The sequence below is a fragment of the Streptomyces sp. XY431 genome (assembly GCF_001279805.1).
Classification (GTDB): Bacteria; Actinomycetota; Actinomycetes; order Streptomycetales; family Streptomycetaceae; genus Kitasatospora; species Kitasatospora purpeofusca.
The window spans coordinates 1-15,232 of sequence record NZ_LGDO01000099.1 but is presented as its reverse complement, the minus strand read 5'-3'; the positions used below and the strand labels follow the sequence as shown (position 1 = coordinate 15,232).

Below are 15,232 nucleotides of genomic sequence, written 5' to 3'. Positions count from 1 at the left end.
GCCGCCAAGTTCGACCTGTCCGTCGGCATGGGCGAGCGCGATCGACTACGCCACCGACCTGTTCGACCGGGAGACGGTGGAGGCGATCGCGGCCCGCTTCGGGCGGCTGCTGGCCGCCGTGGTGGCGGACCCGGCGGCGCCGATCGGCCGGGTGGAGCTGCTGGACGGCGCCGAGCGCGCCGCCCTGCTCGCCCCCGCCGCCGCGCTGCCCGCCGAAGTCCCGCTGCTGCCCGCCGCGTTCGCCGCCCAGGCGGCCGCCACCCCGGACGCCACCGCGCTGGTCTGCGGCGAGCTTCGGCTGAGCTTCGCCGAACTGGACGCCCGCGCCGCGCTGCTGGCCGAGCGGCTGCGGATGGCCGGGGCCGGTCGCGGCACCGTGGTCGCCCTCGCCCTGCCCCGCTCGGCGGAGACCGTGGTCGCCCTGCTGGCCGTCCTGCGCTCCGGCGCGGCCTCGCTCCCGCTGGACGCCGAGTACCCGGCCGACCGGACGGCGGCGATGCTCGCCGACGCCGCGCCCGGGCTCGTCCTCACCGACGAGGGCTGGCCGCTGCCGGAAGTCCTGGCGGGCCTGCCCGTCCTCCCGGTGCGCGGCCCCCGACCGGAGGCCGCCCCGGCCCCGGCCGCCGCCGTCCCGGCCACCGCGCCGGACCGGGCGGACGCCGCCTACGTCGTCTACACCTCCGGCTCCACCGGCCGCCCCAAGGGCGTGGTGGTCGGCCACGGCTCGATCGCCGCCCTGCTCGCCTCGCACCGCGCGCCCACCGGCCCGATCGGCGCGGGCGAACGGGCCGGCGGTCGCCGCCGGGTCGCCCTGACCGCCTCGCTCTGCTTCGACGCCTCCTGGGACGGCCTGCTCTGGCTGGTCGCCGGCCACGAACTGCACCTGGTCGGCGACGAGGTCCGCCGCGACGCCGCCGCGCTCGTCCGGCACCTGCGGACCGAGCGGATCGACGTCCTGGAGGTCACCCCCTCCTACGCCGAACAACTCCTCGACGAGGGCCTGCTCGACGCCGCCGCACCGCAGGGCCCGGCCCCGACCATGGTGCTGCTCGGCGGTGAGGCCGTCGGCCAGTCCCTCTGGACCAGGCTGCGCGAGGCCCCGCACACCACCGCCCACAACCTCTACGGCCCGACCGAGTCCACCGTCGACGCCCTGGTCCAGTCCTTCGAAGGCTCCGAGCGCCCCTCGCTGGGCCACCCCGTGCTCGGCACCCGGGCCCTGGTCCTGGACGAGCACCTGGCGCCGGTCCCGGTCGGCGTGCCCGGCGAGCTGTACCTCGCCGGGGCCGGCCTGGCCCGGGGCTACCTCGGCCGCTCGGCGCTGACCGCCGAACGCTTCGTCGCCGACCCGTTCACGCCCGGTACCCGGATGTACCGGACGGGCGACCTGGTGCGGCGCACCAGGGACGGCGGGATCGACTACCTCGGCCGCACCGACGACCAGGTCAAGATCCGCGGCTTCCGGATCGAACTCGGCGAGATCGAGCACGTGCTGACCCGCCACCCCCGGGTGCTGGCCGCCACCGTGACCGCCCGCGAGGACGACGCCACCGGCCCCCGCCTGGTCGCCCACGTCGTCCCCGACAACGGGACGGACCGCGGCTCCGGGCAGCTGGACGCCGGACCGCTGGACCCGGCCGAACTGCGGGCCTTCGCGGCCGAGTCACTGCCCGGCTACATGGTCCCGGCGGCGGTCGTCCTGCTGGACGCCCTCCCGCTGACCGCCAGCGGCAAGGTCGACCGGCGGGCCCTGCCCGCCCCCGACTTCGCCCTGTTCGCGGGCGGCCGCGCGCCGCGCACCCCGCGCGAGGAACTGCTCTGCGGCCTCTTCGCCGAGGTGCTCGGGGTGGAGCGGGTCTCGATCGACGACGGCTTCTTCGACCTCGGCGGCCACTCGCTGCTGGCGATGAAGCTGCTCGGCCGGATCCGCGCCGCCCTCGCGGACGAGCTGGGCGAGCGCGCCGACCTCGGCATGCGGGCCCTGTTCGGGGCCCCGACGCCGGCCGGCCTGGCCCGCCGGCTGGAGGCCGCGGCCGACCGCGGGTCCGACGGCCCGGACGGGTCCGACGCCCTGGACGTCCTGCTCCCGCTGCGGACCGGCGGCGGCAAGGCCCCGCTGTTCTGCGTCCACCCCGCCGCCGGCATCAGCTGGGTCTACTCCGGCCTGCTGCGCCACCTCGACCCGGACCGGCCGGTGCTCGGCCTCCAGGCCCGGGGCCTGCGCGGCGGCTCCCCGGACTCCGTGACCGGGATCGCCGCGGACTACGTGCGGGAGATCCGCGCCGTCCGCCCGCAGGGCCCCTACCACCTGCTCGGCTGGTCCTTCGGCGCCGTGGTCGCCCAGGAGATGGCCGTCCAGCTCCGGGCGGCCGGCCAGGAGGTGGGCCTGCTCGCGCTCCTCGACGGCCTCCCGGCCGGCCCGGCCACCGAGGAGCCGCCGGCCTCCGACGACCCGGTGGAGACCCTCGCCGAACTGCTCGCCTCGCTCGGCCACGACCCGGCCGACGGCCGCGGGCAGGCCGAACTGACCGCCCTGCTGGGCGAGGCTGCGGCACTGCTGCCGGACGTCTTCGAGCACCACCGCAAGCTGATGGCCGAGCACGTGCCCGGCCACTACCGGGGGGCGGCCGTGTTCGTCGGCGCCACCGCCGACAAGCCCGCCGACTGGCCCTACGAGGCGGCCTGGGCGCCGTACGTCGGCGGCCCGGTCAGCGCCCACCGGATCAACTGCGCGCACGGCGCCCTGACGCAACCCGAGCCCCTCGCACGGATCGCCGCCGTGCTGGCCGACACGCTGGAGAGTGACCCGCGATGACCACCAGTACCGTCCCGGTCGAACCGCCCGCAGTGGACGAGGGACCCCGCCGCAGCCGCTGGGGCCTCTGGGCCCAGGGCAACTTCCGCAAGCTCTGGATCGGTGAGACGACCAGCGGCCTGGGCACCGCCGTCGGCAATGTCGCCCTCGCCCTGGTGGCGGTGGTGACCCTGGACGCCTCGCCGTTCATGGTCGGCGTGCTGACCGCCTCCGCGTGGGTCCCGTGGCTGTTCCTCGGCCTGCTGGCCGGCGCCTGGGTGGACCGCTGGCCCCGGCTGAAGGTGATGCTGATCTGCGACCTGCTGCTGCTGGTGCTGTTCGGCAGTGTGCCGGTGGCCGGCTGGTTCGACGCGCTGACGATGGCGCAGCTGATCGTGGTGGCGCTGCTGGCCGGCGCGGTGAAGGTGTTCTTCTCCACCGCGTACGGCGCCGTGCTGCCCACCCTGGTCGCCAAGGACGACCTGCTGGAGGCCAACGTCAAGCTGCGCTCCGGGGACTCCGCGGCGGAGATCGCCGGCCCCGGCCTGGCCGGCCTGCTCTCCCAGGTGTTCGGCGCGGCCAGCGGCCTGCTCGCCGACGCGGTCACCTATCTGGTGTCGGCGCTCTGCCTGGGCGGCATCAAGGTGCAGGAGACGCCGCCGCCGAGGTCCGCCCGGCGCGGCCTCCGCCGCGAGATCGGCGAGGGCGTGCGCTTCCTGGTCCACGACCCGTACCTGCGCACCCTGGCCTCGTTCGCGGCGGTCGGCAACCTCGGCCTCAACGGCATCCAGGCCGTGCAGACCGTCTTCCTGGTCCGCAGCGTCGGGGTCTCGCCCGGCGGCATCGGCGCGGTCTTCGCGGTGGTGTCGGTCGGCGGCCTGGCCGGCGCCGCCCTGGCCGGGCGGATCGCCCGCCGCTTCGGCACCGCCCGCGGGCTGCTGCTCTGCGAACTGGTCGCCGCGCCCTTCATCCTGCTGCTGCCGCTGGCCGGTACCCGGCTGCCGCTCGCGGTGAGCGCGGTCGCCTGGTCGGTCGCGGTCTGTGGGGTGATCGCCGGGAACGTCCTGGCCGGCAGCTTCTACCAGGCCTACTGCCCGCCCGCGATGATCGGCCGGATCCGGGCCAGCGCCTCGACCGTCAACTTCAGCGCCATCCCGGTCGGGGCCCTGCTCGGCGGCTGGCTGGGCGAGGTGCTCGGTGCCCGCACCACCATCTGGATCATGGCGGGGGTGCTGCTCTCGGCCGGCGCCGTCCTGCTGGCCAGTCCGCTGCGAGGGATGCGGAACTTCCCCGAGCGCCGCGCCGCCTGACACTTCGTCTGCCGCGCCTCCCCTGTCCGCCCGCCCGCTCCCCGTCCGCCTGCCGCCCTCACCCCTCGGAGTCCCGCCATGCCCGCCAAGCCCGCCGCGACCCGCACCGCCCGCCCGCGCCGCTACCTGATGTGCCGTCCGACCCACTTCGACGTCAGCTACGCCATCAACCCCTGGATGGACCCGGCCAAGCCGGTCGACACCGCCCTCGCCGTCGCCCAGTGGGAGCGGCTGTACGAGCTCTACCTCGAACTCGGCCACCGGGTCGACCTGATCGACCCGATCCCGGGCCTGCCGGACATGGTGTACGCGGCGAACGGTGCCACCGTGGTGGACGGGCGGGTGCTCGGCGCCCGGTTCCGCAACACCGAGCGCGCCGCCGAGGGCCCGGCGTACCTGGACTGGTTCCGGGATCACGGGTTCGCCACCCACGACCCGGCGCACGTCAACGAGGGCGAGGGCGACCTTCTGCTGACGGACCGTTACCTGCTGGCCGGCCGGGGCTTCCGCAGCGTCTCCGCCGGGCACGCCGAGGCGCAGGAGTTCCTCGGCCGCCCGGTGGTCGGCCTGGACCTGGTCGACCCGCGCTTCTACCACCTGGACACCGCGCTCAGCGTGCTCGACGGCGACCGGATCATGTACTACCCGGGGGCCTTCTCGGCCGGCAGCCGGGCGGTGCTGGCCCGGCTGTTCCCGGACGCGGTGCTGGTGGCGGAGGAGGACGCGGCGGCGTTCGGCCTCAACGTCGCCAGCGACGGGCTGAACGTGGTGCTGCCGGAGCCGGCCACCGGGGTGGCGGCCCGGCTGCGCGAGCACGGCTACCGGCCGATCGGGGTGGACCTCTCGGAGCTGCTCAAGGGCGGCGGCAGCGTGAAGTGCTGCACCCTGGAGATCCGCGAGGCGGCCTGACGGCGGCCGGGAACTCGCAGGTCGCCGGTGATTCAAGGCCCCGATCAACACCTCGATCAACGCCCCGATCAACGACGGTGATCGACGCACGGTGCTCGTGCGTCGATCTGCCGTTGAACGCCCCTTGCCATGCTGATCACGTCAGCCCGGGGAGCCCCCCGGGAGAGCCCGGAACACTCCTTCCCAGCAGGGAAGTCGACCCAGGGAGCAGTCATGGCGAAGAACTCGACGAACGGCACCGCCCGGATCCGTCTGGCCGTCGCGGGCCTCGGCCTCGGCACCCTGCTCGCCCTCGGCCTGGCCGGCACCGCGACGGCGGACGGCGCGGCCGGCCCCGCCCAGGGCGGGACCACCGCGCCGACCGCCACCCCGACCCCGACCCCGACCGCCACGCCGACCGACGGCAACGGTCACGGGGACTGGAACAGCACCGGCTCCTGAGTCCGGCCCGACCGTCAGGATCCGCTGAACCACCGGGATCCGCCGAAGAACCCCGAGCAGAACCGTTTCTGCCGCCCCGTCACACCGCCCCGATCAGGGGTCCACCAGCGCGAACGCCGGCTCCGCGAGCAGCCCCGCCACCTCGGCGGCCTCCGGCAGCCCCAGCCGACGGAAGATCGCATGGGCCTCCCGCAGCCGCGCCCCCGCCTCGGTCCCGCGCCCGAGGTCCGCCAGCGCACAGCCGAGTACCACCAGCGCCTGCGCCTGGTCCCGCTCCGCCCCCAGCTCCTCGCAGAGCCGCAGCGCCTGCTCCGCGTGGTCCAGCGCCTCGTCCGCCCGGCCCAGCTCGCGCAGACTGTCCGCCAGCCGGTAGCGCGCGTGCGCGGCGCGGTCCCGCAGACCGGCGGCCACCGAGACCGCCAGGCACTCGCCGAACCAGGTCACCGCCTCCTCGTGCCGCCCCAGCGCGTGGTGCGCCAGCCCCAGCACGTACAGCGTGTACGCCCGGCCCGGGTCGTCCTGCCGGGTCCGCAGCTCGGCCAGCGCCTCGTGGCAGATCGTCACCGCCTCGTCGGCCCGGCCGCTGCGCACCCGCGCCAGCGCCGCGTTCACCGTCGTCACCAGCGCGCCGGAGCGGTGTCCGAGCCGGTTGGCCAGCAGCAGCGCCTCGTCGTAGTGGTCCACCGCCTCGTCGTAGCGGCTCAGGAACTGGCAGATCAGCCCGAGGTCGTTCAGCGCCTGCCGCAGGATCACCGTGTCCCCGGCCGCTCGCGCGGCCTCCACCGCCCGCCGCGACGCCGCCTCGGCCGCGTCCAGCCGGGTGGCGGCCAGTGCGACGTTGCCGCGCAGGAAGTGCGCCCGCCCCTCCGCCCGGACGTCGCCGTGCCGGGCGGCGGCCTCGGCCAGCGCGTCGGCGGTCGACGCGAGCTGACGGCTCGGCGGGGTGAGCACGAACGGGGTGAGCGCGATCAGCAGATCGGTCGCCGCGCGCAGTGCCGCGCCGAGCCCGGCCGCCGGGTCGGCGGCGACCTGGGCCGCCAGCGCGACCGCGCCCGCCCGCTCGGCCGTCGCCCACTCGCGGGCCGCGTCCCGGCCGGACAGCGGGACGCCGGGGGAGTGGGCCGGGCCGAGCGCGCCTGCGGCCGGATCGCCCGGCACGGCGTGCTGGAACGCGCTGCACGCGGTGGCCAGCAGGTGGTCCAGCAGCCGGTCCCGGGCGGCGACGGCCTCCCCGCCGTCCTGCTCGGCCCCGTTGTCCCCGCCGCTGACGCCGCTGACACCGCTGATGCCGCTCTCGCCACCCGGTCGTCGCCGGGCGAACGCGCGGAGCAGGTCGTGGTACCGGTACCGGCCGGGGAACGGCGATTCCACCATCGCCACGTCCACCAGCGCCTCCAGCAGGTCCTCGGCGTCGTACTCGTCGAGGTCCAGCAGCGCGGCGGCGGCCGACAGGCCGATGTCGGGGCCGTCCACCGAGGCGACCAGCCGGAACGCCCGGGCCTGGTCGGCGGTCAGCTGGCGGTAGCTCAGTTCGAAGGCCGCCGCGACCGCGAGGTCCCCGATCCGCAGCTCGTCGATCCGCCGCCGCTCCACCTGGAGGCGGCGGCTGAGCGTCTCCACCGTCCAGCCCGGCCGGGCGGCCAGCCGGGCGGCCACGATCCGCACCGCCAGCGGCAGGTGCCCGCAGGCCACCACCAGTTCGCGGGCGGCCGCCGGTTCGGCCGCCAGCCGCTCCGCGCCGATGGTGCGCCCGAGCAGGTCGAGCGCCTCCTCCGGTTGGAACACGTCCAGATCGACCTGGACCGTCGCCGGCAGCCCGGCCGGGCGGGTGCGGCCGGTGGTCAGCACCGCGCAGCCTTCCGCCCCGGGCAGCAGCGGCCGGATCTGCGCCGCGTCCTTGGCGTTGTCCAGGAGGAGCAGCAGCCGCCGGCCGTCCACCACCGAGCGGAACAGCGCCGAGCGGGCGTCCAGCCCGTCCGGCACCGCGTCCGCCGGGACCCCGAGCGCCACCAGGAAGCCGCTCAGCACCGCCTCCGGATCGGCCGGGACGGGGTCGGAGCCGCGCAGGTCCACGTACAGCTGGCCGTCCGGGTAGCCGTCCCTGACCCGGTGCGCCACGTGCAGCGCCAGCGCGGTCTTGCCGACCCCGCCCATGCCGACCACGGTCGCGACCACCAGCGCCTGCGGCTGCCCGGGGGCCCCGCCCTCCGGGTCCGGCGCGGCGGCGGCCAGGGCCGAGTGCAGCACCCGGACCGGCGCCGTCCGCCCGGTGAAGTCGGCGGCGTCCGGCGGCAGCTGGGCGGGCCGCGGCGGGGCGCCCGCCGGACGGGCACCGCGCCCGGCCGCCTCCGCTCCGTCGCCGGGCTCCTCGGCCGCGCCGGTCCGGCCCGCCGCCTCCGCGTCGGCGTCCGCCCGTCCGGTGCGGGGGCTGCCCGGCCCGGCGCCGGACGGCCCGGCCGGAGCGGGGGGCGGCCCACCGGCGGGGGCGCCCGGCGGCTGCGGTGCGGCCAGCGTCGCGTCGCCCTCCAGGATCCGCCGGTGCAGCTGCTCCAGCTCGGCCCCCGGCCCGACCCCCAGTTCGGTGAGGAACAGCTGCCGGACGCCGCGGAACACCGCCAGCGCGTCCGCCTGCCGCCCGGCCTGGTAGAGCGCCCGCATCAGCAGCCCGTAGGCCCGCTCGTGCAGCGGGTGCTCGGTGGTGAGCGCGGTCAGCTCCGGGATGCAGCGCGAGTAGCGGCCGAGCGTGAGGTCCAGGCCGATCCGCTCCTCCAGCAGGGTCAGCCGCAGTTCCTCCAGGCGCTGTCGGTGCCGCTCCGCGAACGGCCCGGGGATCCCGGCCAGCGGCTCGCCCTGCCAGAGCTCCAGCGCCTGGTTGAGCAGGTCGCGGGCGCGCAGGGGATCGGCCCGGGCGGTGCGCTCCGCCTCGGCGGCCAGTGCCTCCGCCTGCTCCGCGTCGACCGCGAGTTTGGGCAGGACGAGCCGGTAGCCGTCCCCCATCGACATCAGGACGCTGCCCGCGGCCTTCTCGCCGGTCTTCTCACCGGTCTTTCCGCCGGGGTTCTCCTCCCCGGCCGCCACGGCGTCCAGCACCTTCCGCCACCGCCACGCGTACGTCCGCACGGTGGTCATCGCCGCCCCCGGCGGCTCCTCTCCCCACAGCGCCGCGATCAGGTCCGTGGCGCTGGCCGAGTGGCCGGGCCTCAGTAGCAGTACGGCCAGCATGGCCTGCTGCTGTGGGCTGCCCACCTTGAGCGCCGTCGCGCCGCGGTGAGCCCGCATCAGACCCAGTACGGAAAAACGGAGATCGCTCATACTGCCCCCTGCTGCCCCAAGGACAGTGCCCGCCCCGTTCGTGCACATGTCAGATGATATGCGAGTTGTAGACCTCTGATGTTCTTGGCCACAAGGTCAGGCCCGGTATCGAGGCTCCGTTGAGCCTGTGGTGACCGGGCGTTGACCCCCACCGGCAAGAATCACCCTGCCGGGGCCCTCCGGAGACGGTCCGGTCCGCGCCCCTCCTTCACCTCCCGCGACCGGGTACCCCCTGTGCCCGGTCGTGATCGCCCCCGCCCTCGGCCGTCGGCGGCGTGGGGCGCCATGACCATACCTTCGGAGGCGGACGTCCGTGAACACCGCTCTGCTGTACCACCTGCTCGACGTCGACCCGGCCGACGGGCCGGCCGAACTGCTCCACCGTGCCCGCAGCAGCCGTCACCTGCCCCACCTCGTACTCTCCGCCCTGGCCCGCGAGGACGTCCGGATGGGCGAACCCGCCCGCGCCGAACTGCGCCGCGCCCGCGCCCGCGCCGACCGCTACGCCGGCCTCGCCCTCGACCTGGCCCGGTCCACCGGCGTCCGCGCCATCCACGGCCTCCCGCTGGCCGGCTACTACCCCGCCGACCTGTTCCGGCCCCAGGCCGCGCTCGACCTGGTCGCCCCCGGCGAGGCCGCGCTCTGGCAGGCCGTCGTCCGGCTGGTCACCGACCACCCGGTGGAGACCATCGACATCACCCTGCTCGGCGACCGCCCGCACCACACCGCCGTCACCGTCCGCTGGCCCGCCGAGGACCCGCTGCTCGACCCCTGGTACCGGGTCCGGCTCGCCACCGCCGCCCTGCCCGGCGACTGCGCCACCGTGCCGGTCCGCCCCTACCTGGTCGCGGACGACCACGTCGAATGCCTGATCGCCCTCGCCGAGGCCCAACTCGGCCGGAAGGGCGGCGCCGGGGCCGCCGGTGCTGCCGGTGCCACTGGTGCTGCCGGTGCCGCTTCCGGTCCCCCCGACCCGCTCACCCTGCTCGACCTCTCCTGTCTCACCGACCAGCCCTTCGAACCCGCCGAGACCGCCGCCGTGCTGGCCGCCTACCGCCTCGCCCCCGAGGCCGCCGCCCTGCTCGACCTCGCCGCCCCGCTGCTGCCGCTCGGCACCCTGGCCGCCGTCCGCACCGCCCTCACCCCCGAACTCGCCCCCGAGCGCCGCCGCCGTGCCGAGGCCGCCACCACCCCCCGACTGCCCGTCCGGCACGGCACCCTGCTGCGCCGCACGGTCATCCGCCACACCTGGGACGAGGCCCGGCTGCTCGGCGCCGGCGACTCCCACGACGGCGGCGCCCTGCTGCTCACCCCGGTCGCCGACTACCTGCTCGGCGCCCCCGACGCGTCCCCCACCCTCGCCGACCGCAGCACCGCGCTGGACGCCCTGCACCGCTGGGACACCCACTGCTGACGGTGTGTCCTCCCCGGAGCCCGTCCACCGTCCACGACCCGTCGAGAGACCCGCCGTTCCGCTTCCGGAGGGACGTGTGCGCGCCCTACTGTCGTGGCACTGGGACAACGGGGCCGTCCGAGGGGGAGTTCGTGCACATCTACTGCGATCACTGCGGGTTCGAGCAGGGCTATTTCGGCGCGCTGAACCAGGACGGCCGACAGTGCGACGTCTGCAGGACCGGCTGCATGCGCTACGGCCGACCGGAGCGGGGCTTCACCGTCGGCGCCGACTTCCGGTCGACACCGCGCAACCTCCCGGTGCCGGCCTACCAGCCGGTCAGGAGCGGCACCCGGAGTGTGCCGGCGGAGTTCAACTACTTCGCCGGGCTGGCGGGTGGGGCCTACCAGCAGTTCGTCCAGAACCACACCTCGTACATCGGCGCCTTCACCAACCTCCTGCTGCCGAACGCCGACCAGTTCGCCTGGCTCAATCCGTACACCGGGAACAAGCACAACCGCACGCACTTCACCCAACTGGTGCTCGCCCGGGTCGCCCAGGCCAAGTTCGTCGACAACGGCGGCAAGCTGCCGAGGCTGATCGAGCCGTTCGTCGGTTCCGGCCAGGTCTTCCTGAACTCCACGCGCTGGGGCCCGGCCTTCAGCGGGGGGATGCCGCTGTTCGGTTCGGTCGTCGCGGGCGACCTCAACCACTACGTCATCGGCGCGTACTGGGCGATGTGCCGGTTCGGTGCCGACTTCGTCACCCAGTACCTGAGGCTGGCGGAAGCCTGGGACGGGAACCTGGTCGCGAACCACGAGTGGGCGGTGGCGGAACTGGCGAACGGCCGCGCTGCCGTCGAGGCACTCACCGACCGGCCGAACCAGGCCGTTATGACCTGCTTCAAGTACATCTGGCTGGTCAACCGCAGTGTGCGCGGCACGAAGCTGAACGCCGCCGGCGGGATCACGGCCACCTGCAATGCCCGGACCGGCTCCGCGCTGGCCCGGCTGCGTCAGCAGGAGGCGGCCTGCCTCGCAGCCGTCGTCGCCACGCTGTCGCGGATCCGGTTCGACTTCGCGTGCCGCGACTTCCGCGACACCTGCGACAAGGCCGACCGGCTGGACGTCGTGCTGATGGACTGTCCGTTCCCCGCGTTCAACAACCAGCTGGTGCGGCCGAACCACCCGAGGCCGGCGAAGGCGGGCTCCCGGACCGCCAACACCTACGGGACGGGTGACGACGGTGAGGACCTCCAGCAGGCGATCGTCGACGCCGCGCGGAAGCTGCTCCGCCAGGGCACCACCGTCATCCTCTGCAACTTCGCGAATCCCGGTCTGGTGCAGGCGTACCAGGGGCTGATCGAGAACGTGGCCGCCACCGAGCACAAGTACTTCACCTTCACCTACCGTTCGCCCTCCACCACCAGCGAGGCGTACCAGCTCACGATCGTGCCCGGCCTCCGCAACGGGAACGTGGCGGCGCTGCCCCGGCAGATCCTCGCCGAGTGGCACCGGAGCAGCGGGGAGAACGTGCTCGGAGGGGAGTTCTTCGCGGAGCACGAGGAGCTGGACGAGACCGAGACGGACTACCAGCGCCAGTACGACGCGCGGCAGGAGCGGTGGGAGGACGAGGACCCCGACTACTAGGTCGCGTGGGACCGTCCGGCTCTCATGGACAGGTGTCCATGTATTCTGGACACCTGTCCATGAGAGTAGGAGGCCGACCGTGCGTACGGCCGCGAACGTCCTGGTGGTCCTGGTGGCCGCCCTGCACCTGTACTTCCTGGTCCTGGAGATGTTCCTGTGGCAGCGGCGGCCCGGCCGGGAGCTGTCCGGCTTCGACGCCGGCCTCGCCCGGACCACCGCCCCGCTGGCCGCCAACCAGGGCCTCTACAACGGCTTCCTCGCCGCCGGACTGGTCTGGGGACTGATCGCCGGGGGTTCGACCACGACCGGGTTCCAGGCCCAGGTCTTCTTCCTGTCCTGCGTGGTCGTCGCCGGCGCGTTCGGCGCCGCCACCGCCAACCGGCGGATCCTGTTCGCCCAGGCCCTGCCCGGCGCGCTGGCCCTCGGCGCCGTCCTGCTCGCCCGATGAGCCCGGACCGCGCGCCCGCCAGTGCCCCCGAGGACCCCCGGGCCGCCCGCACCAGGGCCCGGCTGCGGCAGGCCCTGCTGGAGGAGTGCGCCGAGCAGCCGCTGAGCGCGATCGGTGTCGCCGCCGTGGTCCGCCGCGCCGGCGTCGGCCGGGCCACCTTCTACGTGCACTACGCCGACCTGGAGGCCCTCGCCGTCGACGCCTGCGCCGACGTGGTCCGCGAGGCCGTCGACGCCCTGCACGCCTGGCGCGGCATCCCCGACCCCGCCACCCCGCCGCCCGCCCTGGCCGCCTTCCTCGCCGCCCTGCTCCCGTACGCCGACCTCTACCGCTCCCTGCTCACCCCGGGCGGCGGCGGCCCCCTCGGCCAGGTCCTCCACCGCGAACTCCGCGAACGCAGCCGCACCGAACGCACCCTCGCCGGCGCCCCGCAACCCGAACTGGTCGCCTCCATGGTGGCCGGCGCCTTCACCGCCCTCCTCGCCGACTGGCTCCACGGCTCCGTCGAAGCCACCCCCGCCGACCTCGCCGCCCGCACCTGGCGCCTCCTGATCTCCATGCACCGCACCCCGGGGCTGTGATCCCGGCGGCAACCGGAGCGACAGGGCCGACTACATTTCGGGTACGACCGCAACCGGGCCCCGCGCCATGGACGGAGCGAGGGCCGCCCCACCCCATCCGGGAGACTCGTTGAATCGCGCGACGGCCACGCTCGCCACGGCAACCATCGCCGGCGGCCTGCTTCTCACCTCCTGCGGGCCCACCGACGAGGCCGTGACCACCCGTCAATCAGCCTTCGTGCCGACGGCGATGCCATCGGTGAGCGGTGCCGAGGCCGGGGTCGGGGCCTCGGACTTCATCCGGTTCGTGCATGAACGCGGGACGTCGGAGCAGCGCGCGGCGGTCGGCCACGTCACCGGGGTCGCCAGGTCCGCGCCCCAGGGGGACCACCGCAACAGCTACATCGCCACTGACCTCCCGCACGCCGACGACGCGACAACGCGCGCCGTCGTCAACGCCTACATGGCGTGGGCCGGCACGGCGGACGACGCCGTCATGCTCGTCCTCTACACCGCGGCCGGAACGGTCATGGGCGCCGTCGAACTCGCGTCGTGGCGGAACCCGTAGTAGGGCCTCCGTTCGGACCGGCTCCGCCCGAAGCGCCCGGCCCGTGCCTGTGCATGGGTGGGACCCCCTGACGATCCTCCGAGAAAGGCATGCGACATGACGGACCATCAGGCACAGATCGGTGTGATCGGCGGCTCGGGGCTGTACGCGCTGCTCGACGAAGTCGTCGAGGTGGCCGTCGACACGCCCTACGGGCCGCCCAGCGACTCGGTGTTCCTCGGTGAGGTGGGTGGCCGGCGGGTGGCGTTCCTGCCCCGGCACGGGCGGGGGCACGCGATTCCGCCGCACCGGATCAACTACCGGGCCAACCTGTGGGCGCTGCACTCGCTCGGGGTGCGGCAGGTGCTGGGCCCGTGCGCGGTGGGCGGGTTGCGGCCGGAGTACGGGCCGGGCACGCTCGTCGTCCCGGACCAGTTCGTCGACCGCACCGCCGCCCGGGCGCAGACCTTCTACGACGGCGAGCCGCTGCCCGGCGGCTCCCTGCCGGGCGTGGTGCACGCGCCGATGGCGGACCCGTACTGCCCGGCGGGCCGCGCCGCCGTGCTGGCCGCGTCCCGGGGCGCCGGCTGGGAGCCGGTGGACGGCGGCACCCTGGTGGTGATCGAGGGCCCGCGCTTCTCCACCCGCGCCGAGTCCCGCTGGTTCACCGCCAACGGCTGGTCCACGGTCGGCATGACCGGCCACCCGGAGGCCGTGCTCGCCCGTGAACTCGCCCTCTGCTACACCTCGCTGAACCTGGTCACCGACCTGGACGCGGGCGTCGGGAGCGGCGAGGGCGTCACCCACGCCGAGGTCCTGGAGGTCTTCGGCCGCAACGTCGACCGCCTCCGCACCGTCCTGTTCGCCGCCCTGGCCGCCCTCCCCGAGGACCGGTCCTGCGCCTGCCCCCGTGCTCTCGACGGTTTCACGCCCAACCTCCCCGGCCTGTAGGGGGGACTGACCCGGTGCGTGTCCCACCCGGCGGGTCCCGTCAGGTGCCCGGGGGCGTCGCGGCCCAGCCCTGGAGGGTCGGCAGAACCGCCTCCGCGATCCGGCGCAGGGCCGTGTCGTCCTCGGTCGTGGCGTCCCGGCGCCAGTACGACAGGTCGAACGAACCGCCGCTCCTGTCGGGACCCTTGGCCACGACGAGGTGGCGGCTGTAGCCGCCGGGCCCCGGGGTGCCGGTCGCCCCGGCCCCGCCGACGGTGCGCATCCGGTAGGCAGTGACGGGGTGCCCCAGCACCGGCGCCTGGGCGCGCGGCAGGTCGGAGAAGATCAGGAAGTCCTTGGGCGCCAGGTCCGGGTGATCGGTCACGCTCACCTGGACGCTTCCGATCTGCACCTGCGCGGTGGCGACGGGCGGCTCCTTCCCGTCGCCGTCCAGCCGCAGGACGAGGTGGGACCCGGCGAGGGACACGTGCCCGCCGGGGATGCCGGCGAGGTCCGGCAGGTCGGGGCGGTTCAGTGCGGCGCACAGCGCGGGGTACCACCAGCAGTACCAGCAGCACCACGCGGGTCGCCGCCCGGCGGCCACCGCTCCGGACGACCTGCGCCCGCGCGCGCGGGGATATTTCGTCGGGCACGTCAGGCGTCTCGGGTCTGCTGCGCACATCATGATCATTCACGCGCGGACTGTACCGTGCCGCCCCTGCACGATGTCTCCTCGCGGACCTCGGGGGAACGCACGACGCCGCTGGTCACCGGGCCGCCCTGTGGTGGGGGTGGTCGGGTGCAGCGGCGTTGTTGTGGTGCGTCCCCGTGGGTGGGGGTGGGGGTGTTACTTGGTGAGGCCGGCCTTGACGGAGCAGACGGGCCAGGCGCCGGGGCCCTGGGCGGCGAGGACCTTCTCGCCGATGGTGATCTGCTGGG

General features: G+C 75.0%; 12 protein-coding genes and 1 pseudogene. 10 read left to right on the top strand and 3 right to left on the bottom strand.

Translation table 11 applies throughout. The features are described 5' to 3' along the window. Positions 1–76 precede the first annotated feature (76 nt). The 4 genes from ADK60_RS13225 (at position 77) to ADK60_RS13210 (ending at position 5,454) form a co-directional block, all read left to right on the top strand. Positions 77–2,815: an amino acid adenylation domain-containing protein gene (locus ADK60_RS13225; protein WP_353651745.1), complete on the top strand. Its 2,739-nt coding sequence runs from the start codon at positions 77–79 to the stop codon at positions 2,813–2,815. Beyond that, the gene (locus ADK60_RS13220) at positions 2,812–4,104 is read left to right on the top strand and encodes an MFS transporter (RefSeq protein ID WP_079008318.1); all 1,293 of its coding nucleotides are present in this window, start codon (positions 2,812–2,814) and stop codon (positions 4,102–4,104) included. The genes ADK60_RS13225 and ADK60_RS13220 overlap by 4 nt, the downstream gene beginning before the upstream one ends. A gap of 78 nt (positions 4,105–4,182) precedes the next feature. Next, positions 4,183–5,013: a dimethylargininase gene (ddaH, locus tag ADK60_RS13215; RefSeq protein ID WP_053645847.1), complete on the top strand. Its 831-nt coding sequence runs from the start codon at positions 4,183–4,185 to the stop codon at positions 5,011–5,013. A 213-nt stretch (positions 5,014–5,226) separates the two neighbouring features. Continuing rightward, positions 5,227–5,454, top strand: a complete 228-nt coding sequence (locus ADK60_RS13210) for a hypothetical protein (protein WP_053645844.1) — start codon at positions 5,227–5,229, stop codon at positions 5,452–5,454. A 93-nt stretch (positions 5,455–5,547) separates the two neighbouring features. Here ADK60_RS13210 and ADK60_RS13205 read toward each other — a convergent pair whose 3' ends face one another. Beyond that, complete coding sequence (locus ADK60_RS13205) at positions 5,548–8,733, bottom strand: AfsR/SARP family transcriptional regulator (protein WP_107094594.1); 3,186 nt, start codon at positions 8,731–8,733, stop codon at positions 5,548–5,550. Positions 8,734–9,079: 346 nt separating this feature from the next. On the opposite strand from ADK60_RS13205, the gene ADK60_RS44740 reads away from it, so the two are divergent. The 6 genes from ADK60_RS44740 (at position 9,080) to ADK60_RS13175 (ending at position 14,314) form a co-directional block, all read left to right on the top strand. Beyond that, entirely contained in the window at positions 9,080–10,180 is a 1,101-nt protein-coding gene (locus ADK60_RS44740; protein WP_079008317.1) for a hypothetical protein, read from the top strand. Positions 10,181–10,311: 131 nt separating this feature from the next. Further along, positions 10,312–11,808 (top strand): hypothetical protein, encoded by a 1,497-nt coding sequence (locus tag ADK60_RS13195; protein WP_053645840.1) that lies wholly within the window; start codon positions 10,312–10,314, stop codon positions 11,806–11,808. Between the two features lie 79 nt (positions 11,809–11,887). Next, positions 11,888–12,256, top strand: a complete 369-nt coding sequence (locus ADK60_RS13190) for a DUF1304 domain-containing protein (protein WP_053645838.1) — start codon at positions 11,888–11,890, stop codon at positions 12,254–12,256. Next, positions 12,253–12,837, top strand: coding sequence for a TetR family transcriptional regulator (locus tag ADK60_RS13185; protein ID WP_053645837.1), 585 nt, complete (start codon positions 12,253–12,255; stop codon positions 12,835–12,837). The genes ADK60_RS13190 and ADK60_RS13185 overlap by 4 nt, the downstream gene beginning before the upstream one ends. Before the next feature lie 109 nt (positions 12,838–12,946). After that, a complete protein-coding gene (locus ADK60_RS13180; protein WP_053645835.1) occupies positions 12,947–13,384 on the top strand; it encodes a hypothetical protein in 438 nt (145 codons plus the stop codon). A gap of 96 nt (positions 13,385–13,480) precedes the next feature. Beyond that, positions 13,481–14,314: an S-methyl-5'-thioadenosine phosphorylase gene (locus tag ADK60_RS13175; RefSeq protein ID WP_053645833.1), complete on the top strand. Its 834-nt coding sequence runs from the start codon at positions 13,481–13,483 to the stop codon at positions 14,312–14,314. A 40-nt stretch (positions 14,315–14,354) separates the two neighbouring features. On the opposite strand, the gene ADK60_RS13170 is transcribed toward ADK60_RS13175, so the two are convergent. After that, positions 14,355–14,897: a DUF6215 domain-containing protein gene (locus ADK60_RS13170; RefSeq protein WP_053645831.1), complete on the bottom strand. Its 543-nt coding sequence runs from the start codon at positions 14,895–14,897 to the stop codon at positions 14,355–14,357. A gap of 246 nt (positions 14,898–15,143) precedes the next feature. Beyond that, positions 15,144–15,232: pseudogene (locus ADK60_RS48375) on the bottom strand (transglycosylase family protein); the annotation flags it as partial.

Excerpts from the sequence above, each read along its gene's own strand:
- ddaH (WP_053645847.1), top strand. The coding sequence starts at position 4,183 with ATGCCCGCCAAGCCCGCCGCGACCCGCACCGCCCGCCCGCGCCGCTAC.
- ADK60_RS13205 (WP_107094594.1), bottom strand. The coding sequence starts at position 8,733 with ATGCGGGCTCACCGCGGCGCGACGGCGCTCAAGGTGGGCAGCCCACAG.
- ADK60_RS13175 (WP_053645833.1), top strand. The coding sequence starts at position 13,481 with ATGACGGACCATCAGGCACAGATCGGTGTGATCGGCGGCTCGGGGCTG.
- ADK60_RS13210 (WP_053645844.1), top strand. The coding sequence starts at position 5,227 with ATGGCGAAGAACTCGACGAACGGCACCGCCCGGATCCGTCTGGCCGTC.
- ADK60_RS13185 (WP_053645837.1), top strand. The coding sequence starts at position 12,253 with ATGAGCCCGGACCGCGCGCCCGCCAGTGCCCCCGAGGACCCCCGGGCC.
- ADK60_RS13220 (WP_079008318.1), top strand. The coding sequence starts at position 2,812 with ATGACCACCAGTACCGTCCCGGTCGAACCGCCCGCAGTGGACGAGGGA.